The organism is Streptomyces sp. NPDC060000 (assembly GCF_042737375.1).
GTDB lineage: Bacteria > Actinomycetota > Actinomycetes > Streptomycetales > Streptomycetaceae > Streptomyces.
The window spans coordinates 138829-164190 of sequence record NZ_JBHWUU010000005.1 but is presented as its reverse complement, the minus strand read 5'-3'; the positions used below and the strand labels follow the sequence as shown (position 1 = coordinate 164190).

Below are 25362 nucleotides of genomic sequence, written 5' to 3'. Positions count from 1 at the left end.
CCGCCCCTCGCTCACCGGTGCTTCCCCGCTCACCGGCCCTCCCTCGTCCACCCGTCCGGCCCCCTGGACCGGTCCTGACCCGTGGTTCGCCGGTCCTGACCCGTTCGCCGGTCCTGACCCGTTCACTGGCCCTCCCCGGCCCTCGTGGGCAGTACGGCGAGCACCCGGAAGCCTCCGTCGGGGCGCGGTCCCGCCTCGATCGTGCCACCCAGCGCCGCGGCCCGCTCCCGCATTCCGGCGAGACCGTTGCCGCTGCCGCCCGCGTCGGCACCGGTCGCCGGCCCGTCGTCGTCGATACGCATCCGTAGCGTGCCGTCCCCTTGATCGAGCCGCACGCGCGCGTGCCGCGAACCCGAGTGGCGTACGACGTTGGTGAGTGCCTCCTGGACGATACGGAAGGCGGCGAGGTCCGTATGGGGCGGCAGCCGGGGCGGCCCCCCGGTCACATCGACCGTGAGGCCCGCGCGCGCCGCCTGTTCCACGAGCTCGGGCAGCCGGTCCAGGCCGGGGGCAGGGGTGCGCGGCGCGTCCCCCGGCGTACGGAGGCTGTCGAGCACCTGGCGCACCTCGCCCAGCGCTTCCTTGCTGGCGGACTTGATGGTGGTGAGCGCCGTGCGCGCCTGTTCCGGGTCGGAGTCGAGGAGTGCGAGGCCCACGCCCGACTGCACGTTGATCACCGAGAGGCTGTGCGCGAGGACGTCGTGCAGTTCGCGCGCGATGCGCAGCCGTTCCTCATCGGCCCGCCGGCGGACGGCCCGGGCGCGCTCGGCCCGCTCACGGGCCCACTGTTCACGCCGGATCCGGGCCGGCTCCGCGATCGCCACGATCGCCACCGCCCACCCCGCGACGACGATCTCCTGCCCGAAGGGGGCCGGGGCGTCGCCGGCGGGCGGCAGCCACCGGTAGAGCCAGTGCGCGACCAGCACATGGACGGCCCACAGCAGGCCCAGGGCCGTCCAGGCGGCCTGCCGGTGACCGGCGACGACAGCGGTGAAGCAGGCCACGGCCACGGTCAGGAAGACCGGTCCGTAGGGGTAGCCGGCGCCCAGGTAGAGGGCGGCGGCCGCCGCCGTGCCGAACACGACGGCCACCGGGTGTCGCCGCCGCCACAGCAGCAGTCCGGAGGCGACCACCAGGAGCACGCGCGCGAAGGCGTCGAGCGGCGCCCGCGCACCTTCCTGCGCATGGGCCGCGAAGTTCGAGCCGAACAGGACGAAGGCGGTGATCAGCACGGTGGATCGCCAGGGCCACCGTGCGGCCCGCGACTCCGGGTCCGCCCCGCCCTCCCGGCCCTCCCTGCGGCCCTCCCCGCGGCGCGGCAAGGGCGGCGGCCCGTACCTCCACCGGTTCCCCGGGCCGCCGCGCCCGCGCGTCCGCTCTTCGTCCATGCCCGCCACGCTAGACGCCGCGGTCCGCGCCGGACGTCCGCCGGGCGAGGTGATCAGCCGTACTCCCCTGGAAGTACGCGCCGCCACGGGAACCGTCGGCAACCTCGACGGACGGGCGGCGGCGCCTCCGGGTGGCCGGTTCCCGTGGGCGCCGGCAGGCGCGTCGGGTCCTGGGCGCCTCCGTACCAGGGTCGGCCCCGCCGGTCACGCCGCGAACAGGGCACGGTGGCCGGCGCGCGACGGCCGGCCGGCGGGACCGGTCCTGGCGCATCCCCACCCCGGCTAGCGGAGCCCCACCCCGTGGGCGAGGCGCGTGACCGCGTACCGGAAGAACGGCTCGCGTTCCTCGACGACCCGGTTGAACTGACCGAACAGCTCGAACCCGACCAGTCCGTACAACTGGGCCCACGCCGCCACGAGTGCCGTGACCGCACCCGGCGGGAGGTCGTGGGCGAGGTCGATTCCCATCCGGACCGCCTCGGGGACCAGCTCGTCCGTCAGCGGCGGTACGTCCAGCCGCTGGCCCTGGTGCGCGTCCCGCACGATGCCGACGAGGAGCAGGCCGACACGGGCGGCGGCCGGGACGGTCGTCCGGGGCGCGCTGTAGCCGGGCACCGGTGTGCCGTAGATCAGCGCGTACTCCTGCGAATGTGCCAGCGCCCAGCCGCGCACCGCCTCGCCCACCGTGACCCAGCGCTCGACGGGAGCGGCGTCGGCGACGGCCGAGTGCGCGGCCTCCGCGCACTCGCCGAGGGAGTCATAGGCGTCGATGATGAGCGCGGTGAGCAGGTCGTCACGGCTCGGGAAGTAGCGGTAGAGCGCGGAGGAGACCATGCCGAGTTCACGGGCCACGGCTCGCAGCGAGAGCTTGGTCGCGCCCTCGGACGCGAGCTGTCTGCGCGCCTCTTCCAAGATGGCGGCGGTGACTTCGATCCTGGCGCGGGCTCGTGCCCCACGAACGGTGCTGCTCATGCGTTTCAGTGTCGCACGGAAGCAGAGCGCTGCACCCAATCGAGATCGGTGAACAAAGAAGAGAGCAGCGCTCTTGCTCTGGAGCGGTCGTCTCGGGCAGACTGCCACTCAAGTGAGAGCGGTGCTCACACTTTCTCTTCAGGAGGCAGCAGCCATGTCCACCCACGTGCAGAAGCCCGGCTGGTTCACCGTCAACGTCTTCAACCGCGCCGTGGCCTGGCTGACCCGTCGGGTCTGAGCGTGTGGGGGTCCCGGGTCCTGGCGGTCCGCGGCCGCAAGAGCGGTGAGTGGCGGACCACGCCCGTGAACCTGCTGACCGTGGACGGGCAGCAGTATCTGGTCGCGCCTCGCGGCCACGTCCAGTGGACGCACAACATGCGGGTGGCGGGCGGCGGTGAGCTGCACCTCGGCAAGAACGTGGAGGAGTTCACGGCGGTCGAGGTCGCCGACGACGACAAGACGCCGTTGCTGCGCGCCTACCTCAAGCGCTGGAAGGCCGAGGTCGGCGTCTTCTTCAACGGGGTGGGCCCGGACTCTCCCGACGCCGAGATGCGGCGTATCGCCCCTGACCACCCGGTGTTCCGGATCACCGTCACGAACCGGCGGTGATCCGCCCCCTTCCGGTCAGGAACCGCTCTCCTCGGCCGCCGGCGCGGACTCCCTCGCCGGCTCCTCCTGCCGCTCCTGCCGCCGGTCCAGCGCGGTCAGTGCCCGCTGGGCCATCGGATGCGAGCGGACGAGTTCACCGAGGGTAGTCCGGCCACGGGTGATGTCGGTGAACGCCCGCCAGACCGGGCGCAGACCGGTGAGCCCGGCATGGAAGAGTCCGGGTCGGCGCTCGAAGAGGACGAGCAGCCGCTTGCCGACGCTCATCTCCACGCCGAGGCCGGCCTTGATCGCGAAGGCGTAGTTCAGCGCCTGGCGGCGGGCGTCCACCGCGTCGTGCGCCTCGGCGATCCGGACCGCCCACTCGCCCGCGAGGCGGCCCGAGCGCAGCGCGAAGGAGATGCCCTCGCGGGTCCACGGCTCCAGCAGCCCCGCCGCGTCGCCGCACACGAGAACGCGCCCGCGTGACAGCGGGGAGTCGTCGGCCCGGCAGCGGGTGAGATGTCCGGAGGAGACGCTCGGCTCGAACCCGGCGAGGCCGAGCCGCCCGACGAAGTCCTCCAGGTAACGCTTGGTGGCGGCGCCTTCGCCGCGCGCCGAGATCACGCCGACGGTCAGCGTGTCCCCCTTGGGGAACACCCAGCCGTAGCTGCCGGGCATCGGGCCCCAGTCGATGAGGACCCGGCCCTTCCAGTCCTCGGCGACCGTCTCCGGCACCGGGATCTCCGCCTCCAGACCGAGATCCACCTGGTCGAGCTTCACACCGACGTGGGCTCCTATCCGGCTCGCGCTGCCGTCCGCGCCCACCACCGCGCGGGCCAGCAGCGTCTCGCCGCCCTGGAGGACGACCGCGACCGTGCGGCGGTCCGGTACCGCCGAGCCGTGCTGCTCCACCCGCTGCACGGTGACACCCGTGCGCAGCTCGGCGCCCGCCTTCTGGGCGTGCTCGACGAGCTGCTGGTCGAACTCGGGCCGGTTGATCAGCCCGAACAGCATCTGCCGGGAACGACGGGTGCGGGTGAAACGCCCGTTGTGCGAGAAGGTCACCGCGTGCACCCGGTCGCGGAAGGGCAACTCGAAGCCGGGTGGCAGCGCGTCGCGGGAGGGACCGATGATGCCGCCGCCGCACGTCTTGTAGCGGGGCAGCTCGGCCTTCTCGAGCAACAGCACGCGCCGCCCCGTGACCGCCGCCGCGTAGGCGGCCGAAGCCCCGGCGGGGCCTCCGCCCACCACGACGACGTCCCACACCTGCCGCGCGTCGTCCGCCGAAGAGTTCTCGTCGTCCGCCGGAGAGTTCTCGCTGCTCACGATGGTCTACTGCTCCTGATCAAGCCGCTTGCCGCACCTGTTCCCCGCATCCTACGGCGGAGATCGCCACGGTCCGCCGTGGGAGGATCGGCGGCGTGGGCGCCCCCCGTCCCGGCAGGCGCGTACGCTCGCACGGTCACCCGTACGGACCAGTACACACCAGTACAACGTCGCACCCACAAGGAGCGTGCCCATGTCGTCGAATTCGGTCGCCGAGACCGTCGCCTCACTACTGCCCAGGGCACGGGCGGAGCTCACCGAGCTGGTGGCCTTCAAGTCGGTGGCGGACTTCGACCAGTTCCCCAGGAGCGAGAGCGAGGCCGCCGCGAACTGGATCGCGGACGCCCTGCGCGCCGAGGGCTTCCAGGAGGTGGCCCTGCTCGACACCCCGGACGGCACCCAGTCGGTGTACGGCTACCTGCCGGGCCCCGCCGGAGCCAGGACGGTGCTGCTCTACGCCCACTACGACGTGCAGCCGCCGCTGGACGAGGCCGCCTGGACCACCCCGCCCTTCGAGCTGACGGAGCGCGACGGCCGCTGGTACGGCCGGGGCAGCGCCGACTGCAAGGGCGGCGTCATCATGCACCTGCTCGCGCTGCGCGCCCTCAAGGCGAACGGAGGCGTCCCGGTCGGTGTGAAGGTGATCGTGGAGGGCTCCGAGGAGCAGGGCACCGGCGGTCTGGAGCGGTATGCCGAGCAGCACCCCGACCTGCTGGCGGCCGACACCATCGTCATCGGCGACGCGGGCAACTTCCGGGTCGGCCTGCCGACCGTGACCTCCACCCTGCGCGGTATGACCATGATGCGGGTGCGGATCGACACCCTCGAGGGCAATCTGCACTCGGGCCAGTTCGGCGGGGCCGCGCCCGACGCGCTGGGCGCGCTGATCCGCGTGCTGGACTCGCTGCGCGCCGAGGACGGCTCCACGACCGTCGACGGCCTCACCGACGGCACGCACTGGGACGGCCTGCAGTACGACGAGGCGCAGTTCCGCAAGGACGCCAAGGTCATGGACGGCGTCGGGCTGATCGGTTCCGGCACGGTCGCCGACCGCATCTGGGCCCGTCCCGCCGTCACCGTGCTGGGCATCGACTGCCCGCCGGTCGTCGGCGCCACCCCGTCCGTGCAGGCGAGCGCCCGCGCGGTGATCAGCCTGCGGGTTCCGCCGGGTGTGGACGCGGTCGAGGCGACAAAGCTGCTCCAGGCCCACGTGGAGGCGCACACGCCGTGGGGCGCGCGCGTGAGCACCGAGCAGATCGGCCAGGGCCAGGCGTTCAGCGCCGACACCACCAGCCCGGCGTACGCGGCGATGGCCGACGCGATGTCGATCGCCTACCCCGGACAGGACATGCAGTACGCGGGGCAGGGTGGTTCCATCCCCCTGTGCAACACGCTGGCCGCTCTCTACCCGCAGGCGGAGATCCTTCTCATCGGCCTGAGCGAGCCGGAGGCGCAGATCCACGCGGTGGACGAGAGCGTGTCCCCCGAGGAGCTGGAGCGGCTGTCGGTGGCGGAGGCCCTGTTCCTGCGGAACTACGCGGCCGACTGAGCCGCTCTGCCGTCGGCAGAGGGCCTCGCCCACCGGGCGGGGCCCGCTCTACGGTCGTCCCATGGACGTCGTCGAACTCCTCCCCCGGCTCCACCTCCTGCGCTTCCCCGTCGGACAGGCCTATCTCTGGTGTGACGGCGATGAGTTGACGCTCGTCGACGCCGGGCCACCCGGCTCCGGCGCGGCCCTCGCGGCGGCGGTCACGGCCCTGGGGCATACCCCCGGGGCCGTACGACGGATCGTCCTGACCCACTTCCACGAGGATCACGCGGGCGGTGCGGCCGAGTTCGCGGCGCTCGCGGGGTCGGAGATCCTGGCGCACGCGGCGGAGGCGTCCGTACTGCGCGGCGAAGTCCCCGGACCTCCACCGGTGCTGGAGGACTGGGAGCGCCCCCTGCACTCCGCCGCACAACAGCACCTGCCTCAGGGGGAGTTCGTGCGACCCGACCGGATCACCGAGGTGGGCGACGGAACCGTCCTGGGGTTCGGTGACGGTGCCCGGGTGGTGCATGTGCCCGGACACACGCACGGCAGTATCGCAGTCCAACTCCCTGCGCACGGGGTTCTGTTCACCGGGGACTCCGCCGCCGCCTCGCCCGTCGACGGCACGGTGCTGCCGGGCGTCTTCCATCTGGACCGACCGCTGGCTCTCGCCTCCTTCCGCCGACTGGCCGCCCTGGACGCCGACATGGCCTGCTTCGGCCATGGCGACCCGGTGACCCGACGGGCGTCCGCGGTTCTGCGAAGGGCGGCGGACATCTGAAGGCCGCCGACAACCGCCGCGCCCCGCAGTGCGGTCGAGCAAGGCGGTGCGGAACGCGCGTTCGTCGTGCGCGCGTTCGCCGAGGCTCCGCGACCCGAGGGCATCTCCGGACGGAGCCGCCGCGCTCGTCGGCCCTCAGCCCGGTGACAGAGGTGCTGAGGCGTTCCGAGCGGCGGTTCCGGGCGGACAGCCGGCCTGCGGGGGCGCTGCGGCGGGCCGCGTCCCGGTAGCGGCGCTCACTCGGTGGGCGTGCCCGCCTCCAGGTACAGCGCCGCCCCGCGCTCGCGGGCCCGCAACGCCCAGCGCAGTCGCTCGTAGCGGACCGGCGGCAGGAGACCGGCCGCCTCCTCCTCCGTGACGAACCGCCAGGCCCGCAGTTCGGGACCGGGCAGCAGCAGCCCCGACACGGCCGCGGAGTCGAGCCGTCCGCCGTCGAAGAGGAGGCGCAGTCCTCCGTAGGCGGGAGCCACCGGCCGTTCCCAGTCGACGACCAGCAGCCGGGGTACGTCGACCAGCCGGATCCCGGTCTCCTCCTCAACCTCGCGCACGCCCGCACGCGCGGGGGCCTCGCCGGGCTCCACCACCCCGCCGGGGAACTCCCAGCCGGGCTTGTACGTCGGGTCCACGAGCAGCACCCGGTCCTGCTCGTCGAAGAGGAGCACCCCGGCGGCCACGGTCTCGGCCGTGGGCTCGGGGGTCTGCACGATGTCGCACGCGGCCACGGTGCCGCTGCCGACGGCCTCGGCGATCCGGGCGGCCGTCTGGTGCGGAGTGAGGGCTCCGTTGTCGACGGGATGGGCGTCGGCGGTGAGCCAGGAGGCGAGGGCGGCGTGGTAGGGCTCGATGTGGTCGTACGACCACTGCCTGATCCGTATCTCGCCGTCGGGGAGGTCCGGGGGGACCTCCCGGTCGGCTATTCGCTTGCGCAGGATCGTTTCCCCCGGAGCGAGGAGGACATGCCGGACGGAGATCCGGCGGGCGGCGAGACCGCCGAAGATCTCGTCGCGGTAGTCCTGGCGCAGCAGCGTCATGGGGACGACGAGGGTCCCGCCCAGCTCGGCGAGGAGCGCGGCCGCCGTGTCGATCACGAGCCGTCGCCACATCGGCAGGTCCTGGAAGTCGCCCACCTCGGCGAGACGTTTGGGCGGCAGCAGGTGCGGGAGCGCTCCGCCGATGATCTCGGGGTCGAAGAGTGTGCTGTTCGGGATCAGGTCGATCAATTCCCGTGCGGTGGTGGTCTTCCCCGCACCGAACGCGCCGTTGATCCAGACGACGGTCACGGTTCCCCCTCTTCTGTTGGCCCCCTGTGGCTTGCCCGCTCCACCCTGCCACGGAAACCAGTTCCCGTTGAGGGCGCACGGGCGCCGGGGCGCCGGCACCCCGCGCGGTGGGGCGCCGGCGCCCCGGCGTTCACTGTCCCTGTCTGGTCCGGGTCCTGGCCCTGGTCCGGGTTCTGCTCCAGGTCCAGGTCCCAGGTCCTCGCCCTGGTCCGTCAGTCGTTCTGCCCCAGGGCGCTGTCTTCGACGGCCAGGCTGTCGCCGGCGATGGTGTGGTCGAGCGTGCTGATGGTGTCGCCCACGGTCTGGCCGTCGAGGTCCTCGGCGGCCAGACCGTGCGAGGGGGTGATCGCCGCGACGACGAAGCCGGTGGCGAGGGAGGCGATGGCGAGCATGCTGCGCTTCTTCATGCGGGGATCAACGGCGTCAACGGGTACGGGGTCACGCGTCACCCGGTAATCCGCGCGCGTGATCGGCCGGCCTGCGGCGAGAATGCCGGGGTCGACGACGGTTCAGAGGAGCTTCGCCATGATCGGCCCGCAGCATGCCCACGCCAGTCTGGACGGTCTCGTGACGGGCGACGCCTTCGGCGACAGCTGGTTCACCCGCTCCGACGAGCCCGCCGAGGAGCTGTGGGCGGCGCGGGAGCCGCGTCCCGCGCCGTGGCCGTGGACGGACGACTCGGCGATGGCCTTCGTCCTGTTCGCCCACCTCACGGAGCACGGAGAGGTCCGGCCGGGCGACCTGGCCCGGGAGTTCGCCGCCGAGTACCGCCGCGACCCGGGCCGCAAGTACGGCCCGTCCATGCACCGGGTGCTGCGGCACATCGGCGAGGGCGAGGACTGGCGGGCGGTGACGACGGGACAGTTCGGCGGACAGGGTTCGTACGGCAACGGCGCCGCGATGCGGGTCGCGCCGCTGGGAGCCTGGTTCCGGGACGACCTCTCGGCGGCCCGCGAGCAGGCGCGGCTGTCCGCGCTGGCCACCCATGCCCACCCGGAGGCGGTCGCGGGCGCGGTGGCCGTGGCGGTCGCCGCCGCGCTGGCGGCGGCGGGCGCGGGCCGGGGTGCCCCTGCGCGGGCCGCGTTCCTGCGGGAGGTCGCCTCGTCCCTGCCGGACAGCGACGTCCGCTCCGGGCTGCTGGTGGCCGCGAGCCTCCCCGAGCGTGCCTCGGTGCGCCACGCGGCGGCCGTGCTGGGTTCGGGGACTCTGATCTCGGCTCCGGACACGGTGCCGTTCGCCCTCTGGTCCGCCGCGGGGCACCTCGACGATCTGCCCGAGGCTCTGTGGCAGACCGTGGGCGGGTGGGGCGACCGCGACACGACCTGCGCCATCGTCGGCGGCGTCGTCGCGTCCCGGACCGGCACGGACGACATCCCCGCCCCCTGGCGCCGGGCCCGCGAGGACATCCCCACCTGGACCGGCTGGGAGGCCGTCACGGCAGCCCGCCGGACCACCGACTGACCGCCGCCCCGCACCCACACCCACACCTCGGTGCCGGAACGGTCCTCCGAGCGGGCGGCCCCGCGTCAGACGCCCGCTGCCGTGGCTCCCGCCCCGGCCCCCGTCCTCCTCGCCAGCGCTGCCGCGGCCGCGCCCACCAGTCCCGCGTCCGTGCCCATCTGCGCGGGCGTCACGGTCAGGCGCTGGACGAAGGAGAGGGTCGCGTAGTCGCGGAGCGCCCGGCGCAGGGGGGTGAAGAGCACCTCGCCCGCCTTGCCGACGCCCCCGCCGATCACGGCGATGTCGATCTCGACGAGGGTCGCCGTGGCCGCGATCCCGGCGGCCAGGGCCTGGGCGGCCCGTTCGAAGGAGGCCACGGCGACCGGGTCGCCCGCGCGGGCGGCGGCGGCCACCGCGGCCGCGGAGGTGTCGCCGTCGGGGCCGGGCAGCCAGCCGTTCTCCACGGCCCGACGGGCGATGTGGGGACCGCTGGCGATGCGTTCCACGCAGCCGCGACCGCCGCACGGACACGGGTCACCGTCGAGTTCGACGCTGATGTGGCCGATGTGTCCGGCGTTGCCGGTGGGGCCCGGGTGCAGCCGGCCGCCCAGGACCAGACCGCCGCCGACGCCGGTGGAGACCACCATGCACAGCGCGTTGTCGTGGCCACGGGCGGCGCCCTGCCAGTGTTCGGCCGCCGTGATCGCGACGCCGTCGCCGATGAGCTCGACCGGAAGGTTCCCGGTCGCCGCCCGGACCCGGTCGACCAGCGGATAGTCACGCCAGCCGGGCACGTTCACCGGGCTGACCGTGCCCGCCGAGGCGTCCACGGGGCCCGCGCTGCCGATGCCTACGGCGTGCACCCGTCCCCACAGCGGTGACGCGGTCAGCTCCGCCAGCGCCTCCTCGACGGCCCGCATGACGGTGTCGCCCTGCTCCCGTGCGGGCGTGGGGCGCTGCGCGCGGGCCAGGATCGTGCCGTCGCCGTCCACCAGCGCTCCGGCGATCTTGGTGCCGCCGATGTCGAGCGCGGCCACTAGGTCGGTGTGCATCAGTCTGGGTTCTCCCGGTCCACCAAGGAAAAGAGCTGGCCGGTCCAGCGGTCGGAGGACGCGGGCCGGAGATTGCGGTGGACAGTGTCTCCCGCATCTGACAACGTTGTCCAGGCTCTATGCTCGACGCCACATCCTCATACAACCCTGGGGCCCACGCACCCCCCGTGCGCGACATTGCGCGGACGGCGTGCATGGCCGACCTCCCGTGGACGACAGGACAGGACACAGCATCGTGCCCGAGACGCAGCGCCGGCCCGAGAGCCGTTACGGCAACCGTCCCACCATGAAGGACGTCGCCGCGCGTGCCGGAGTCGGCCTCAAGACGGTCTCGCGCGTGGTGAACGGCGAGCCGGGGGTCACACCCGAGACGGAACGCCGGGTCCAGGAGGCCATCGACGCGCTCGGCTTCCGCCGCAACGACAGCGCCCGCGTGCTGCGCAAGGGGAGCACGGCCAGCATAGGTCTGGTTCTGGAGGACCTCGCCGACCCGTTCTACGGACCGCTCAGCCGCGCGGTGGAGGAGATCGCCCGGGCCCACGGCGCGCTGCTCATCAACGGCTCCAGCGCCGAGGACCCGGACCGGGAGCAGGAACTGGCGCTGGCCCTGTGCGCACGCCGGGTGGACGGCCTGGTGGTGATCCCGGCCGGTGACGACCACCGGTATCTGGAGCCCGAGATCAAGGCGGGTGTCGCCACGGTGTTCGTCGACCGGCCGGCCGGGCAGATCGACGCCGACTGCGTCCTGTCGGACAATTTCGGCGGCGCCCATGAGGGCGTGACCCATCTCGTGGCGCACGGGCACCGCCGGATCGGATTCATCGGCGACATGCCCCGTATCCACACCGCCGCCGAGCGTCTGCGTGGTTACCGCACGGCGATGGAGGACGCGGGCATACCGGTCGAGGACGCCTGGATGTCGCTGGGCGCCACCGATCCCCTGCGGGTGCGGCGTGCGGCCGAGGAGATGCTGTCCGGGCCCGCACCGGTCACGGCGATCTTCTCCGGCAACAACCGGGTGACGGTCACGGTGATCCGGGTGCTCGCCGAGCGGACCCGCCGGGTCGCCCTGGTGGCCTTCGACGACCTGGAGCTCGCCGACCTGCTGCAGCCGGGGGTCACCGTGATCGCCCAGGACGCGGCCACGCTCGGCCGTACCGCCGCCGAGCGCCTGTTCGGGCAGCTGGACGGCACCCTGATCACACCCGAACGCATCGAACTGCCGACCCGGCTCGTCAGGCGCGGCTCGGGCGAGCTGCCGCCGGCCGACTGAGGCACCCGTGGACGCCCGTCACGAGCACCGCACGCTTCAGGCGCTGGGCCTGGCCGACGCGCCGCGCGACCACCCGCTGAGCTATCCCGGTGCCTGGCCCGCACGGTCCGGACTGCTCGACGGGGACGAACTGCTGCCGCTGGACCGGCTGACGCATCCCGGCCGCACGCCGGTCGTGGCCGTCGGCTCCAATGCCAGCCCGGCCCAACTACGGCACAAGATGGCCGAGTTCGGGGTCTCCTCGCCCATCCCAATGGTGCGGGCCCGGGTGACGGGCATCGACATCGGCGTCTCGGCGCATGTCAGCCGTGCCGGGTACGTGTCCGCGTCCCCCGTCCACGCCCCCGCCGTCACAAGGGAGTTGTTCGTCATCTGGCTGGACGCGGAACAACTGGCGCTGGTGGACGCGACGGAGCCGAACTACGACCGGGTCCTGCTGCCCACGCCGGGCTTCCGGGTGGCGCTGGAGAACGGGGAGCCCCTCCTTGATGCGTTCGCGTACGTGAATCATCATGGAGTGCTGCACAACGGCGACGGCATCCCGCGCCGCCACCCCGGGCAGCGCGCCCTGATCACCGAACTCCTGCTGTCCTCGCCGCCGTTGCGACTGCTTTTCGGAGAGACCCCGGAGGAGTTCTGCGCCCGCGCCCGGGCCGACGCGCGGCGGTGCGAGCAAGGCACCCGACTGTTCGCGGAAGAGAAGCTGGTGACCGCGTCCGGCCTGGAACACCTGCACGTCGGTTAAGGTGATCGAACGGCGTCGCGTGTCGGTCACCGGCCGGGTGAGGCATGGAGGTGCCCGTGAGTTTGCCTTACGGAGGCATTCCACACATGTCAGTCGAGTTGAACCACACCATCATCCACTCCCGCGACAACCGGGAGTCCGCCGAGTTCCTCGCCCACATCCTGGGACTCGAAGTCGGGGCCGAGTGGGGTCCGTTCGTCCCGGTGGCCACCAGCAACGGGGTCACCCTGGACTTCGCCGCCGTCCCGGCGGAGTCGATCGTCACGCAGCACTACGCGTTCCTCGTCTCGGACGAGGAGTTCGACGCGGCCTTCGACCGGATCGAGCGGGCGGGGATCACGTACTTCGCCGATCCGCACGGCAGGCGACCGGGCGAGATCAACCATCACCACGGCGGCCGGGGCGTGTACTTCATGGATCCCGCCGGGCACGGCATGGAGATCATCACGCGCCCGTACGCGATCCCTCAGCAGTAGTGTCCCGCAGCGGTGGTCACCGCTGAGCGGAGTCCGGTGGGGCAGGGCCGCACGGTACCGACAAGCGGTGCCGGTCCTCGGCGAGGACGCTCCGCCCCCGCGCCCGGCGCCTCCTCGGGAGAGGAGGCGGGCATCGGGCGCGGTGCCGGGGAAGCGGGGAAGCCGGGGACCGGCCCGCCGCAGGGGCGCCCCCGCGACCGCCCCGCCTCGGGCGCTACTGCGCGGAGACCGTCAGATCGCCTCGCCGAGGCGCCGCGAAGCCCTCCAGGGCCGCCCGGGTGAGTCCGGCCGTGCCGGTCACCTCGGCGAGGTCGAGAGCGCCGCAGTCCAGACCGCGCAGCAGGTAGCCGCTGAGAGCCTTGGCGGTCGCGGGCTCGTCCATCACGTCGCCGCCGGCCCGGTCGGCGTACCGCGCGAGCCGCTCGGCGGCCTGGGCGAAGCCCTCCCGGTAGAAGGCGAAGACGGCCGCGTAGCGGGTGGGAATGTGGCCGGGGTGCATGTCCCAGCCCTGGTAGTAGGCGCGGGACAGGGCGCGCCGGGTCAGGCCGTAGTGCAGGCGCCAGGCCTCGTGGACCCGCTCGGTCGGGCCGACCGGCAGGATGTTGGTGGAGCCGTCCGAGACACGTACCCCGGTGCCGGCCGCCGCGACCTGCATGATCGCCTTGGCATGGTCGGCGACGGGGTGGTCGGCGGCCTGATAGGCGGCGGAGACGCCGAGGCAGGCGCTGTAGTCGAAGGTGCCGTAGTGGAGGCCGGTGGCCCGGCCGCGGGCCGCCTGGATCATGCGGGCGACCGTCGCGGTGCCGTCCGTGGCGAGGATGGCCTGGCTGGTCTCGATCTGGATCTCGAAACCGAGCCGTCCGGCGTCGAGCCCACGCGCCCTCTCGAAGGCCTCCAGGAGCCGGACCATCGCGGTGACCTGCTCCGGATACGTCACCTTCGGGAGGGTCAGGACCAGGCCGTCGGGGAGACCGCCGTTCTCCATCAGGCCGGTGAGGAAGATGTCGAGGGTACGGATGCCCCGGTCGCGTACCGCGGCCTCCATGCACTTCATGCGGATGCCCATGTACGGGGCCGCGGTGCCCTTCGCGCCCGCCTCCGCGATCAGCCGGGCCGCCCGGGCGGCCGTCTCGTCCTCCTCGGCGTCGGGACGGGGGCCGTAGCCGTCCTCGAAGTCGACGCGCAGGTCCTCGATGGGCTCACGCTCCAGTTTGGCCCGCACGCGCGCGTACACGGGCTCGGCCAGGTCGTCGGAGAGGCCGAGGCAGGCGGCGAAGGAAGCGGCGTCGGGGGCGTGCTCGTCGAGGGCGGCGAGGGCCCTGTCGCCCCAGGAGCGGATCGTGTCGGCGTCGAAGGCGTCGCCGGGGACGTAGACGGTGTGGACGGGCTGGCGGGTGCCGGGGTCGCCGGGGTAGCGGCGGTCCAGTTCGGCGTCGACGGGGGCGAGGGAGGCGCTGATCTTCTCGCTGACGGTGCCCGCGAGGCTCGTCGCGACGGTCTCCTGTTGGCCCTGGCCCATTCCACATCCTCCAGTTTTCCGCTGTACGGAATCAATACTCCGTACAGCGAAGTTATCTGTGCGGATTCCGACTGGTCAACACCCTGCCCAGGGCGTGGCCCCTCCCGTACCGCTCCGCACCCGGGCCCTCTTCCGTACCGGGGGCTCACACCTTCATCCTGGCTCACGAGACAAAGGGGAGCACATGACGGGCAGCAGTGGGCCGACCCGCCGGGCGGGGCTGAGAACCGTGGTGGCCGCCGTGGCAGCCGTCCCCCTGCTCGGCATGGTGCGGGCCTCGGCCGCACAGCACGAGAGCCGGCCGCGCGGAACACTCCGGCCGGCCCCCGTGACCCCGCTGGAGGTCATGACGTTCAACCTGCGCTTCGCATCCGCCGAGGAGCCCAACAGCTGGGCGGACCGCCGCCCGGTGATGCGCGCGCTGCTGCGCCGGGCGGCCCCGCACGTCATCGGCACCCAGGAGGGCCGGCCGCAGCAGCTGCGGGACATCGAGGCCGACCTCGGGCCGCACTACGAGTGGATCGGGACCAGCCGTGGCGTGGGCGACGACGAGGCGATGGCCGTCTTCTACGACACGCGCCGGCTCGCCCCGGCCGGGCACGCGCACTTCTGGCTCTCCGACACCCCCGAGGTGCGTGGCTCCAACACCTGGGGCGGAGCCCACCCCCGCATGGTCACCTGGGTCCGCTTCCGTGATCTGCGGGCGGCGGGGCGGCAGTTCTACGTCCTCAACACCCATCTCGACAACGCGAGCCAGTACGCGCGCATGCGGTCCGCCTCACTGATCGCGGCGCGGATCGCCCGGCTGGACCCCGCGCTGCCCCTGCTGCTGACCGGTGACTTCAACGCCGTCGCACACGTCAATCCGGTCTACGACACGCTGCTGGCCGCCGGCCTGGTCGACACCTGGGACACGGCACGCGCGCGTGGCGGGGCGTATGCCACCTTCCACGGGTACCGGCCGCTGATACCGGGCGGGGACCGCATCGACTGGATCCTGGCGACACCCGGTTTCGAGGTCCACCGCGAGTGGACCGACCCCTTCACCGTGAACGGCCAGTACCCGAGCGATCATCTGCCGGTACGGGCGTCCTTGGGCCCGAAATGAGCCGAGGCCCCCGTGACCGAGCGGTCATGGGGGCCTCGGACAGTCCTGCGACCGCCGGGTGATCAGCCCTTGCGGGTGTTGATCTCCTCGGTGAGCTGCGGCACGACGTCGAAGAGGTCGCCGACGACGCCGTAGTCGACGAGGTCGAAGATCGGGGCCTCGGCGTCCTTGTTGACGGCCACGATGGTCTTCGAGGTCTGCATACCGGCGCGGTGCTGGATGGCGCCGGAGATGCCGTTGGCGATGTAGAGCTGCGGCGAGACGGACTTGCCGGTCTGTCCGACCTGGTTGGTGTGCGGGTACCAGCCGGCGTCGACGGCCGCGCGGGAGGCGCCGACGGCCGCGCCGAGGGAGTCGGCGAGGGACTCGATGAGTCCGAAGTTCTCGGCGCCGTTGACGCCGCGGCCGCCGGAGACCACGATCGCGGCCTCGGTCAGCTCGGGGCGGCCGGTCGACTCACGCGGCGTGCGGCCGGTGACCTTGGTACCGGTCGCCTGCGCGGAGAAGGTCACCGCGAGGGACTCGACGGCACCGGCGGCCGGGGCGGCCTCGACGGCGGCCGAGTTCGGCTTCACGGTGACGACCGGGATGCCCTTGGAGACGCGGGACTTGGTGGTGAAGGACGCGGCGAACACCGACTGGGTGGCCACCGGGCCCTCGTCGCCGGCCTCGAGGTCGACGGCGTCGGTGATGATGCCGGAGCCGATGCGCAGCGCGAGGCGGGCGGCGATCTCCTTGCCCTCGGCGGAGGACGGGACCAGCACGGCGGCCGGCGACACGGCGGCGACGGCGGCCTGAAGGGCGTCGACCTTCGGTACGACCAGGTAGTCGGCGTACTCGGACGCGTCGTGGGTCAGCACCTTGACGGCGCCGTGCTCGGCCAGCGCGGCGGCGGTGTTCTCGGCGCCCGCGCCGAGGGCCACGGCGACCGGCTCGCCGATGCGGCGGGCCAGGGTCAGCAGCTCGAGGGTGGGCTTGCGGACGGCACCGTCCACGTGGTCGACGTAGACGAGGACTTCAGCCATGGGATTGCTCTCCTGCGAAACGAAGTTGAGGGGCGGTCGGCGAAGGGCCTTTAGATGAACTTCTGGCCCGCGAGGAACTCGGCGAGCTGCTTGCCGCCCTCGCCCTCGTCCTTGACGATCGTGCCCGCGGTGCGGGCGGGACGCTGGGTGGCGCTGTCGACCGCGGTCCAGGCACCCTCGAGGCCGACCTCCTCGGCCTCCAGGTCCAGGTCCGACAGGTCCCAGGACTGAACCGGCTTCTTCTTGGCCGCCATGATGCCCTTGAACGAGGGGTAACGCGCCTCGCCCGACTGGTCGGTGACCGACACGACGGCCGGCAGGGAGGCCTCGAGCTGCTCGGAGGCGGCGTCGCCGTCCCGGCGGCCCTTGACGGTGCCGTCCTCGACGGAGACCTCGGAGAGCAGGGTGACCTGCGGGACGCCCAGGCGCTCGGCCAGCAGGGCCGGGACGACGCCCATGGTGCCGTCGGTGGAGGCCAGACCGGAGATGACCAGGTCGTAGCCGGCCTTCTCGATCGCCTTGGCCAGCACGAGAGAGGTGCCGATGGCGTCGGTACCGTGCAGGTCGTCGTCCTCGACGTGGATCGCCTTGTCGGCGCCCATGGAGAGGGCCTTGCGGAGCGCGTCCTTGGCGTCCTCGGGGCCCACCGTCAGGACGGTGATCTCCACGTCGTCGTCGGAGTTCTCGGAGATCTGCAGCGCCTGCTCGACCGCGTACTCGTCGAGCTCGGAGAGCAGACCGTCCACGTCGTCCCGGTCGACGGTCAGGTCATCGGCGAAGTGCCGGTCGCCAGTGGCGTCGGGCACGTACTTCACAGTGACAACGATCCTCAAGCTCACGCCGGCTCTCCTACTGCATCGTCAGTTCTCGGCTGCCTTCTTCCAGGCAGCATAGGCGCCACAAGCGGCCGATCCCGGTACGGGGCGGCCCGCGCTCCGACCGAAATATTACTCGCCAGTACACCCAGTTCGTTCCCGCTGAGCAAGCGCTTTGAACTGTGACCTTTGCAACGCAGCGTAATCGGAATCCGACGACTTCGCGGGAGCGCCGGGGGTGATCAATCCCGCAGAGCGGTGAACCGCCCCTGGTGGTAGAGCAAGGGGCGGCCCACACCCTCCGGGTCGCCCAGGACCACCTCGGCCAGCACGATGCGGTGGTCCCCCGCCGGCACGCGCGTGACGACACGGCACACCAGCCACGCGAGCACCTCGTCGAGGACGGGAACGCCCTGCGGACCCTCGCGCCACGCGGTCGGCGCCCCGAAGCGGTCCGCCCCGCTCCTCGCGAAGGTGGCGGCCAGCGCCTGCTGGTGCTCGCCGAGTATGTGGACGCCCACGTGCGTGGCCCGGGACAGCGCCGGCCAGCTGGAGGCGCCGGTCCCGATACCGAAGGAGAGCATCGGGGGTTCCGCGGAGACGGAGCTGAGCGAGGTGGCGGTGAAGCCGACCGGGCCGCTCTCGCCGGGGGCGGTGATCACGGCGACCCCCGCGGCATGCCGCCGGAAGACTGAGCGCAGAAGATCGGGAGAGGCCAGGTGCGGGGAGCCGAGGCCGGGCGTGGCCGTCATGGAGTGGTCCTTCTGCGAGAGGTGGTGAGCTGGGCCGTGGGTGCTCAACGGACCGGACAGCGCGCGCTCGCGGTACGGACCAGGTCGACGTGGACCCGGCCGTGGAGCAGGAGTTCCTCAGGCATACGGTCAGGCTGACGATGGTCGGTGCGCACAGTCAAGTACGTCCCGGCATCCGGGAGACGCCTCACCGCCCCCCGACGGCGGATCACACAGCCTCCCCCAGGGCGGCGATGACGTCCGCCTTGCGGGGCTGGCCGGTGGCGCGCCGGACGATGTGACCGTCGGCGTCGAGCACCAGGACGGTCGGGGTCTTGAGGATGTCGAGGTCGCGGACGAGGTCCAGGCGCGCCTCGGCGTCGATCTCGATGTGGGTGACCCCGGGGACCACGCCGGCCACCTCGCCGAGGACCCGGCGGGTCGCCCGGCAGGGCGCGCAGAAGGCGCTGGAGAACTGCACGAGCGTGGCCCGTTCACCGAGTTCGCCGCCGAGCCGGTCCGCTCCGAGCCGTTTGCCGTCGTCACGCCCGCGCACCCGCACCCTCCCGCTCCGCCGTCGTTGCAGCACTCCGTAGGCGCTCGCCGCCGCGAGCACCACCACGCACACCACCAGTCCGGTCATCAGAGCCTCCAGCGTTCACGAGACTGCAAAGATTCCCGCCCCAGGAATGCTTTCCGTTGCGGAATGCTTGATTCATGGACATTGATGCGAGGGGCCCGCGCTTCGGAGCCGCCGTGACGACCGTGGTGCTCGCGGTCGTGCTGATCACCGGCAGCGCCTGGCTGCTGGCGTGGCAGACCCTGGCGTTCGCGCTCGGCGCGGCGGGCGGAGTCGGGCGGTCGCCGTACGGCTGGGTGTTCCGCAGGGCCGTGCGGCCGCGGATCGGGCCGCCGACCGAGTTCGAGGCGCCGGAGCCGCCGCGGTTCGCACAGGCGGTGGGCCTGCTGTTCGCGGGTGTCGGCCTCGTCGGGCTGACGCTCGGTCCCGGCTGGCTCGGCCTCGCGGCGACCGGGGCGGCACTGGCGGCCGCCTTCCTCAATGCTGCTTTCGGGTACTGCCTCGGATGCGAGATGTACCTGCTCGTACGCCGGGTCGCGGTACGGGCGGAGTAAAGGCGGCGTAAAAGCCCGAGGTGGATCAAGGGGGTTGAAGTGACGAGGATCTCGCCGTTCCCGGGCACCAGGGCTGGCTCCCCGGCCGTTCTTCGGGCACGATCTGCGAGATGCCGTAAACCTACGGCTGCGTAACTTTGCCGCCGGGAGGCATCCCCGGCAAAGAGAAGGAAGGGTTCGCCACGCCCATGGCAGAGCTTGTCTACCGCCCCGTCGTCGGCCTCGCACAGACCTTGTTCAAGGCCTGGGATCTCAAGATCGACTGCAAGGGGTCGGAGAACATCCCGCGCTCGGGTGGTGCCGTGCTGGTGAGCAATCACATCAGCTACCTCGACTTCATCTTCGACGGTCTGGCAGCGCTCCCGCAGAAACGTCTCGTTCGTTTCATGGCGAAGGAGTCCGTCTTCCGCCACCGGATCTCGGGTCCGCTGATGCGCGGCATGAAGCACATCCCGGTGGACCGCAACCAGGGCGAGACGGCCTACGCGCACGCACTCGAGTCGCTGCGCTCGGGCGAGATCATCGGGGTCTTCCCCGAGGCCACGATCTCGCAGTCGTTCACGCTCAAGAGTTTCAAGTCGGGCGCGGCCCGGATGGCCCAGGAGGCCGGCGTCCCGCTGATCCCGGTGGCCCTGTGGGGCACACAGCGGCTGTGGACCAAGGGTCACCCGCGCAACTTCAAGCGCAGCCACACCCCGGTCACCATTCGCGTCGGCGAGGCCATGGAGGCCTCCCGCGACAAGTACGCCGGAGCGATCACCCGGCAGCTGCGCGAGCGCGTCCAGGAGCTGCTGGAGGCCGCTCAGCGCGCCTACCCCGTCCGCCCGAAGGACGCGAACGACACCTGGTGGATGCCGGCCCACCTGGGCGGCACGGCTCCCACGCCGGAGCAGGTCCGCGAGGCCGAGGCGCGCTGACGCGGGTCCGCCCGCCTCGAAGCCCCCGCAGTCGTCCCCGGCCGGTTCGCCTGCCGGGGCCCGTTGCCGCGTCCCCGCGCGAGCGGCGGCGGCCGGCTCCCGGCCGTAGCGGAAGCGCGGCGCACGACCCCCGACGCGCTGCCGCCGTTGCGCGTCGCGCCACTGGTGATCGCGCCGCTGGCCGGGGCCTTGGAGAACCGCCCGGCTCGGGCGGAACGCCCCGCCCCGGCTCCCCGGTCGCACCGGCGCCGGCCTCTCGGCCCTCTCCTCCGATCAGGCCCGCCGGGGTGGTCGGCGACCGCGACAGGCCGGGGTGCTCACAGTGCGGTGGGGAGGATCTTCCACAGATGCGGCCGGTCGGGGGCGGTACGCAGCGCGCCGAGGACGGCCGGGTGCGGTGCGGCGTAGAGGCCGGGGTAGTCCAGCTCGCCCGCCCCGGGGTCGGGGAGGAAGGCCAGTTGCTCGCCGTCCAGGGAGAACCGCGCGTCCACGCCCGGCTTGTTGCCGCGTGGATCCTGGCGGTGCCAGGCCCCGTTGAAGCGCACGGCGACGAGTCCGTGCACGACGTGACCGTCACCGCCGTCGTGTGCGAACCGCTGGTAGCACAGCGCGGTCGGGATGTCCTCGGCCCGCAGCAGCGCGGTCAGCGCGTGCGCCTTGGCGTGACAGATGCCCGTCCCCTGCGCCAGTACGTCCGAGGCGCGCCAGGTCACGCGCGGGTCGCCGGCGTCCTGCGAGTGGGAAACGGTGTCGCGGACGAAGTCGAAGGCGAGACGTGCATAGGCATACGAGTCTTCCGCTTCTTTCGCAAGGCGCGCGGCCGTCTCCCGCACCAGCGGATGGTGATGGTCGATGACCTCGTCAGCGGCCAGATAGGCGGAAAGGTCGGGATTCTCCTGGATAAGCTCCATGGCTGGAGAGCATAGGAAAGCGATCACCCATGAGTCAATGACTTTTCAGGTGATCGCATACCTATGCATCAGGCCATGTGTCGGCGATGCCGTACGGCGACGCTGTCGGCGCTACCGGGCCATCTCCTCCTTGACCGCGGCGACGAACGTGTCCACGTCCTCCTCGGTCGTGTCGAACGCGCACATCCAGCGCACGACGCCCGCCGCCTCGTCCCAGAAGTAGAACCGGAACTTCTTCTGGAGGCGCTCGCTCACGTCGTGCGGGAGCCGCGCGAACACGCCGTTGACCTGCACGGGGTACAGGATCTCCACGCCGTGCACGGCCCGCACGCCCTCCGCGAGCCGCTGGGCCATCTCGTTGGCGTGGCGGGCGTTGCGCAGCCACAGGTCCCTGGCGAGCAGGGCCTCCAACTGCACGGACACGAAGCGCATCTTGGAGGCGAGCTGCATGGACAGCTTGCGCAGGTGCTTCATGTGCCGGACGGCGTCCTGGTTGACCACGACTACCGCCTCGCCGAACAGCGCGCCGTTCTTCGTCCCGCCGAGCGAGAGGATGTCGACGCCGGCCGCGTTGGTGAACGTCCGCATCGGGACGTCCAGCGAGGCCGCCGCGTTGGCTATCCGGGAGCCGTCCAGGTGCACCTTCATGCCGTGCGCGTGGGCGTGGTCGCAGATCGCGCGGATCTCGTCGGGCGTGTAGAGCGTGCCGAGTTCCGTGCTCTGGGTGATCGAGACGACCTGCGGCATCGCGCGGTGCTCGTCCTCCCACCCCCAGGCCTGCCGGTCGATCAGCTCAGGTGTGAGCTTGCCGTCGGGTGTCGCGACGGTGAGCAGCTTCAGGCCGCCCATCCGCTCGGGCGCGCCGCCCTCGTCGACGTTGATGTGGGCGCTCTCGGCGCAGATCACCGCACCCCAGCGGTCGGTGACCGCCTGGAGCGCGACGACGTTGGCGCCGGTGCCGTTGAAGACCGGGAAGGCCTCCGCCGTGGCGCCGAAGTGGCTGCGGACCACCGTCTGGAGGTGCTCGGTGTAGTCGTCCTCGCCGTATGCCACCTGGTGGCCGCCGTTGGCCAGGGCCAGGGCGGCCATCACCTCCGGGTGGGCCCCGGCGTAGTTGTCGCTGGCGAAACCGCGGATCTCCGGGTCGTGATGGCGTCGCGCGTCGGTCTTCGAAGGGTTCACGGCGTCTCGGTAAGCCACAGACGCTGTCCGTTCACTTCGGTGGCGGGCTTCTCCCAGACCCCGGCGATGGCCTCGGCCAGGTCCTTGACGTCCGTGAAGCCCGCGAACTTCGCGTTGGGGCGGTCGGCGCGCATCGCCTCGTGCACCAGCGCCTTCACCACCAGGATCGCTGCCGCGGAGGTCGGTCCCCCGGCGCCCCCTGCCTTGCGGAAGGCGTCGGCGAGCGCGAGGGTCCAGGCCTCGGCGGCGGCCTTGGCGGCGGCGTACGCGGCGTTGCCCGCGGTGGGCTTCGAGGCGCCGGAGGCGCTGATCAGCACATACCGGCCGCGCTCGCTGCGCTGGAGTCCCTCGAAGAAGGCGAGCGAGGTGTGCTGCACGGTCTTGATGAGCAGCAGCTCCAGGAAGTCCCAGTCGTCCAGGCTGGTCTTGATGAACGTCTCGCTCCCCCGCCAGCCGCCGACGAGGTGGACCACTCCGTCGATCCGGCCGAACTCCTTCTCGACGCGGAGCGCCCAGTCCCGGGTCGAGTCCAGGTCGAGCAGGTCGACCGGTTCGCCGGTGACGGTGGCGCCCCCGGCCCCGTAGCGGGCCGCGTCGACGGCCTCCGCCAGGCGCTCGGGGTCGTTGTCCGCGCCGACGACGGTCGCGCCCGCCTCGGCGAGCCTGAGCAGCGCCGCCCGGCCGGCCGGCCCGCCCGCACCGGCCACCGCGATCACCGCACCGCTGAGAGCCCCGTTCCCCATGGTCTTCGCCTCCTGAGCAGTGTTCTCGGTACGCAGGTCGCTCACGCGGCGATCCGCTCGGCGCTGTCCGCCGTGATGCCCTTGGTCGAGGCGATCACGTTCTTCAGCTTCTTGGACAGTGCCTCATAGAACATGCTCAGCGGAAACTCGTCCGGAAGCACGTCGTCCACGAGCCTGCGGGGTGGCTGGGTCAGGTCGAGGGCGTCGGGGCCCTTGGCCCACTTGGAACCCGGGTGCGGCGCGAGGTACGTGGAGACCAGCTCGTAGCCGGCGAACCAGTGGACGAGCTTCGGTCGGTCGATGCCGTCCCGGTAGAGTCGCTCGATGTCGGCGCACAGCTCGTTGGTGACCTGCGGGGCCCGCTGCCAGTCGATGTGCAGCTTGTTGTCGGTCCAGCGGACGACGTCGTGCTTGTGCAGGTAGGCGAAGAGCAACTGGCCGCCGAGACCGTCGTAGTTGCGCACGCGCTCGCCGGTGACGGGGAAGCGGAACATGCGGTCGAAGAGGACCGCGTACTGCACGTCACGGGCCTGCGGGACGCCGTCGGCCTCCAGCTTCACGGCCTCCTTGAAGGCGGTGAGGTCGCAGCGCAGCTCCTCCAGGCCGTACATCCAGAACGGCTGGCGCTGCTTGATCATAAAGGGGTCGAAGGGCAGATCGCCGTGGCTGTGGGTGCGGTCGTGGACCATGTCCCACAGGACGAAGGCCTCCTCGCAGCGCTTCTGGTCGTGGACCATCGCGGCGATGTCCTCGGGCAGCGAGAGGCCCAGGATGTCGACGGCGGCGTCGGTCACGCGGCGGAAGCGGGCGGCCTCACGGTCGCAGAAGATGCCACCCCAGGAGAAACGTTCCGGCGCCTCGCGGACGGCGATGGTCTCCGGGAAGAGGACGGCGGAGTTGGTGTCGTATCCGGCCGTGAAGTCCTCGAAGGTGATGCCGCAGAACAGCGGGTTGTCGTAGCGGGTGCGCTCCAGCTCGGCCAGCCACTCCGGCCAGACCATGCGCAGCACGACGGCTTCCAGGTTGCGGTCCGGGTTGCCGTTCTGCGTGTACATCGGGAAGACGACCAGGTGCGTCAGCCCGTCGCGACGGTTGGCGGCGGGCTGGAAGGCCAGCAGCGAGTCGAGGAAGTCGGGCACCTCGAAACCGCCGTCGGCCCAGACCCGCAGGTCCTTGGCCAGCGCACGGTGGTAGTCGGCGTCGTGCGGGAGCAGCGGGGACAGCTCCTCGACGGCCTCGATCACACGCAGGACGGCCTGCTCGGCGTCCGTGCGCCCGGGTGCGCTCTCGGCCGCGAAGTCGATCGATCCGTCCTTCGACTGCCAGGGCCGGATCCGCTCCACGGCATCCTTGAGCACGCGCCACGCCGGGTGCTCCACCACCCTGGTCGCCGGAGGAACCTGCTCCTCCGTAGCTGCCTGCACAAGAATTTCCGTCATGTCCCATCCTTCGCTGGAGAAACTCGCGTCAGGACACCGTATGCATATGACCATTCCTCCAGCAAGTAGATCTTCGGGAAATTATCCTGCGCCCTCGCTTCTTCACCGCACTTTTTCCTGTCGGACACCGGAGGAGCGACGACTTCCGCTACAGCCTGTCCGACGGGTCGAATCTCCGGGCTGGGCGGGTAGAGGAACCCTCGGTGCACGCGCATGTCCTTGTCGGCCCGGGGCCACTAGGCTGCGTGCTCCTCCGGCCCAGCCGTCGACGGAAGCGAGTCGTGTCTTGAACTTCCTCACCATCGGTCACCGCGGAGTCATGGGTGTCGAGCCCGAGAACACCCTGCGTTCCTTCGTCGCCGCGGAGCACGCCGGCCTGGACGTCGTCGAACTCGATCTGCACCTGAGCAAGGACGGTGCTCTGGTGGTCATGCACGACCCCGATGTCGACCGGACGACCGACGGGACCGGGCCCATCGCCGACCGGACGCGCGCCGAGCTGCGCACCCTCGACGCGGGACGCGGGGAGCGTGTCCCGTTGTTCGAGGAGGTCCTGGACGCCGTGCGGCTCCCGCTCCAGGCCGAGATCAAGGACGTGCAGGCGGCACGGGCGCTGGCCGAGGTGATGCACGCGCGGGACCTGCTGGACCGCGTGGAGGTGTCCTCCTTCCACGACGAGGCCGTCGCCGAGATCGCCCGCCTGGTCCCCGGGGTGCGCACCGCGCTCATCGGCAGCCGCTACGGCCTCGACATCGTCGACCGCGCCGTGGAGGCCGGCGCGGCGACGGTCTGCCTCAATCTGCGCCGGCTCACCCTGGAGATCGTCGAGGAGGCCCGCAAGCGGGACCTGCGGATCATCGGCTGGGTGGTCAACACGCAGGACCAGCTGCGGCTCGTCCGCGCCCTGGAACTGGACGGCGCGACCACCGACTACCCCGAGATCAGGCGCACCGGCCGGTTCACGGCGTAGGACTTCACGGCGCAGG

Annotated in this window: 25 protein-coding genes and 1 pseudogene; 11 read left to right on the top strand and 15 right to left on the bottom strand. The window is 71.8% G+C overall.

Annotated features, from left to right (window positions below):
• Nucleotides 1-122: 122 nt before the first annotated feature.
• Both ACFWBB_RS05135 and ACFWBB_RS05130 read right to left on the bottom strand, forming a co-directional pair.
• The gene (locus ACFWBB_RS05135) at nucleotides 123-1388 is read right to left on the bottom strand and encodes a sensor histidine kinase (RefSeq protein ID WP_385267115.1); all 1266 of its coding nucleotides are present in this window, start codon (nucleotides 1386-1388) and stop codon (nucleotides 123-125) included.
• Between the two features lie 282 nt (nucleotides 1389-1670).
• Nucleotides 1671-2360 carry a TetR/AcrR family transcriptional regulator gene (locus ACFWBB_RS05130; RefSeq protein ID WP_385267113.1) on the bottom strand — a complete coding sequence of 230 codons (690 nt, stop codon included), beginning with the start codon at nucleotides 2358-2360 and terminating at the stop codon, nucleotides 1671-1673.
• 154 nt (nucleotides 2361-2514) lie between these two features.
• Here ACFWBB_RS05130 and ACFWBB_RS05125 point away from each other — a divergent pair.
• Nucleotides 2515-2969: pseudogene (locus ACFWBB_RS05125) on the top strand (nitroreductase family deazaflavin-dependent oxidoreductase).
• Between the two features lie 15 nt (nucleotides 2970-2984).
• Here ACFWBB_RS05125 and ACFWBB_RS05120 read toward each other — a convergent pair.
• Entirely contained in the window at nucleotides 2985-4274 is a 1290-nt protein-coding gene (locus tag ACFWBB_RS05120) for a geranylgeranyl reductase family protein (RefSeq protein ID WP_385267111.1), read from the bottom strand.
• 193 nt (nucleotides 4275-4467) lie between these two features.
• Between ACFWBB_RS05120 and ACFWBB_RS05115 the strand changes: the two genes are divergently transcribed.
• On the top strand, nucleotides 4468-5823 hold the full coding sequence (locus tag ACFWBB_RS05115) for a dipeptidase (protein WP_385267108.1): 1356 nt from the start codon (nucleotides 4468-4470) through the stop codon (nucleotides 5821-5823).
• 61 nt (nucleotides 5824-5884) lie between these two features.
• The gene (locus tag ACFWBB_RS05110; RefSeq protein WP_385267105.1) at nucleotides 5885-6586 is read left to right on the top strand and encodes an MBL fold metallo-hydrolase; all 702 of its coding nucleotides are present in this window, start codon (nucleotides 5885-5887) and stop codon (nucleotides 6584-6586) included.
• A gap of 236 nt (nucleotides 6587-6822) precedes the next feature.
• Here the strand turns inward: ACFWBB_RS05110 and ACFWBB_RS05105 are convergent, their stop codons facing one another.
• Both ACFWBB_RS05105 and ACFWBB_RS05100 read right to left on the bottom strand, forming a co-directional pair.
• A complete protein-coding gene (locus ACFWBB_RS05105; RefSeq protein ID WP_385267102.1) occupies nucleotides 6823-7866 on the bottom strand; it encodes an NUDIX domain-containing protein in 1044 nt (347 codons plus the stop codon).
• 212 nt (nucleotides 7867-8078) lie between these two features.
• Entirely contained in the window at nucleotides 8079-8273 is a 195-nt protein-coding gene (locus tag ACFWBB_RS05100) for a hypothetical protein (RefSeq protein ID WP_385267100.1), read from the bottom strand.
• 118 nt (nucleotides 8274-8391) lie between these two features.
• On the opposite strand from ACFWBB_RS05100, the gene ACFWBB_RS05095 reads away from it, so the two are divergent.
• On the top strand, nucleotides 8392-9327 hold the full coding sequence (locus tag ACFWBB_RS05095) for an ADP-ribosylglycohydrolase family protein (protein WP_385267097.1): 936 nt from the start codon (nucleotides 8392-8394) through the stop codon (nucleotides 9325-9327).
• A 65-nt stretch (nucleotides 9328-9392) separates the two neighbouring features.
• Here the strand turns inward: ACFWBB_RS05095 and ACFWBB_RS05090 are convergent, their stop codons facing one another.
• A complete protein-coding gene (locus ACFWBB_RS05090) occupies nucleotides 9393-10358 on the bottom strand; it encodes an ROK family protein (RefSeq protein WP_385267095.1) in 966 nt (321 codons plus the stop codon).
• 235 nt (nucleotides 10359-10593) lie between these two features.
• Between ACFWBB_RS05090 and ACFWBB_RS05085 the strand changes: the two genes are divergently transcribed.
• The 3 genes from ACFWBB_RS05085 (at nucleotide 10594) to ACFWBB_RS05075 (ending at nucleotide 12852) form a co-directional block, all read left to right on the top strand.
• On the top strand, nucleotides 10594-11631 hold the full coding sequence (locus tag ACFWBB_RS05085) for a LacI family DNA-binding transcriptional regulator (protein WP_385267093.1): 1038 nt from the start codon (nucleotides 10594-10596) through the stop codon (nucleotides 11629-11631).
• Between the two features lie 7 nt (nucleotides 11632-11638).
• Entirely contained in the window at nucleotides 11639-12376 is a 738-nt protein-coding gene (locus ACFWBB_RS05080) for a hypothetical protein (protein WP_385267091.1), read from the top strand.
• Between the two features lie 86 nt (nucleotides 12377-12462).
• Nucleotides 12463-12852 (top strand): VOC family protein, encoded by a 390-nt coding sequence (locus ACFWBB_RS05075; protein ID WP_385267088.1) that lies wholly within the window; start codon nucleotides 12463-12465, stop codon nucleotides 12850-12852.
• A gap of 214 nt (nucleotides 12853-13066) precedes the next feature.
• Here ACFWBB_RS05075 and ACFWBB_RS05070 read toward each other — a convergent pair whose 3' ends face one another.
• On the bottom strand, nucleotides 13067-14371 hold the full coding sequence (locus ACFWBB_RS05070; RefSeq protein WP_385267086.1) for a DUF6986 family protein: 1305 nt from the start codon (nucleotides 14369-14371) through the stop codon (nucleotides 13067-13069).
• Between the two features lie 184 nt (nucleotides 14372-14555).
• Here ACFWBB_RS05070 and ACFWBB_RS05065 point away from each other — a divergent pair, with 184 nt between their 5' ends.
• Nucleotides 14556-15479 carry an endonuclease/exonuclease/phosphatase family protein gene (locus tag ACFWBB_RS05065; protein WP_385267083.1) on the top strand — a complete coding sequence of 308 codons (924 nt, stop codon included), beginning with the start codon at nucleotides 14556-14558 and terminating at the stop codon, nucleotides 15477-15479.
• 62 nt (nucleotides 15480-15541) lie between these two features.
• Here the strand turns inward: ACFWBB_RS05065 and ACFWBB_RS05060 are convergent, their stop codons facing one another.
• The 4 genes from ACFWBB_RS05060 to ACFWBB_RS05045 all read right to left on the bottom strand — a co-directional run bounded on the left by ACFWBB_RS05060 (nucleotide 15542) and on the right by ACFWBB_RS05045 (nucleotide 18693).
• Nucleotides 15542-16504: an electron transfer flavoprotein subunit alpha/FixB family protein gene (locus ACFWBB_RS05060; RefSeq protein ID WP_385267080.1), complete on the bottom strand. Its 963-nt coding sequence runs from the start codon at nucleotides 16502-16504 to the stop codon at nucleotides 15542-15544.
• 50 nt (nucleotides 16505-16554) lie between these two features.
• Complete coding sequence (locus ACFWBB_RS05055) at nucleotides 16555-17343, bottom strand: electron transfer flavoprotein subunit beta/FixA family protein (protein WP_385267077.1); 789 nt, start codon at nucleotides 17341-17343, stop codon at nucleotides 16555-16557.
• Nucleotides 17344-17561: 218 nt separating this feature from the next.
• Nucleotides 17562-18071, bottom strand: a complete 510-nt coding sequence (locus ACFWBB_RS05050) for a flavin reductase family protein (RefSeq protein ID WP_385267074.1) — start codon at nucleotides 18069-18071, stop codon at nucleotides 17562-17564.
• A 208-nt stretch (nucleotides 18072-18279) separates the two neighbouring features.
• Nucleotides 18280-18693 (bottom strand): TlpA family protein disulfide reductase, encoded by a 414-nt coding sequence (locus ACFWBB_RS05045; protein WP_385267072.1) that lies wholly within the window; start codon nucleotides 18691-18693, stop codon nucleotides 18280-18282.
• 74 nt (nucleotides 18694-18767) lie between these two features.
• On the opposite strand from ACFWBB_RS05045, the gene ACFWBB_RS05040 reads away from it, so the two are divergent.
• Together ACFWBB_RS05040 and ACFWBB_RS05035 are read left to right on the top strand one after the other, a co-directional pair.
• Nucleotides 18768-19184 (top strand): DUF4395 domain-containing protein, encoded by a 417-nt coding sequence (locus tag ACFWBB_RS05040; protein WP_385267069.1) that lies wholly within the window; start codon nucleotides 18768-18770, stop codon nucleotides 19182-19184.
• A 188-nt stretch (nucleotides 19185-19372) separates the two neighbouring features.
• Nucleotides 19373-20101: a lysophospholipid acyltransferase family protein gene (locus ACFWBB_RS05035; RefSeq protein ID WP_385267066.1), complete on the top strand. Its 729-nt coding sequence runs from the start codon at nucleotides 19373-19375 to the stop codon at nucleotides 20099-20101.
• Between the two features lie 317 nt (nucleotides 20102-20418).
• Here the strand turns inward: ACFWBB_RS05035 and ACFWBB_RS05030 are convergent, their stop codons facing one another.
• The 4 genes from ACFWBB_RS05030 to ACFWBB_RS05015 form a co-directional block, all read right to left on the bottom strand.
• Complete coding sequence (locus ACFWBB_RS05030; protein ID WP_385267064.1) at nucleotides 20419-21012, bottom strand: transglutaminase family protein; 594 nt, start codon at nucleotides 21010-21012, stop codon at nucleotides 20419-20421.
• A gap of 111 nt (nucleotides 21013-21123) precedes the next feature.
• Nucleotides 21124-22194, bottom strand: coding sequence for a threonine aldolase family protein (locus ACFWBB_RS05025; RefSeq protein WP_385267062.1), 1071 nt, complete (start codon nucleotides 22192-22194; stop codon nucleotides 21124-21126).
• Entirely contained in the window at nucleotides 22191-22937 is a 747-nt protein-coding gene (locus tag ACFWBB_RS05020; RefSeq protein WP_385267158.1) for an SDR family NAD(P)-dependent oxidoreductase, read from the bottom strand. Before ACFWBB_RS05020 ends, ACFWBB_RS05025 begins: the two co-directional genes overlap by 4 nt.
• Nucleotides 22938-22978: 41 nt before the next feature.
• Nucleotides 22979-24376, bottom strand: a complete 1398-nt coding sequence (locus ACFWBB_RS05015) for a DUF6421 family protein (protein ID WP_385267059.1) — start codon at nucleotides 24374-24376, stop codon at nucleotides 22979-22981.
• 286 nt (nucleotides 24377-24662) lie between these two features.
• Between ACFWBB_RS05015 and ACFWBB_RS05010 the strand changes: the two genes are divergently transcribed.
• A complete protein-coding gene (locus tag ACFWBB_RS05010) occupies nucleotides 24663-25346 on the top strand; it encodes a glycerophosphodiester phosphodiesterase (RefSeq protein WP_385267057.1) in 684 nt (227 codons plus the stop codon).
• Nucleotides 25347-25362: the final 16 nt, after the last annotated feature.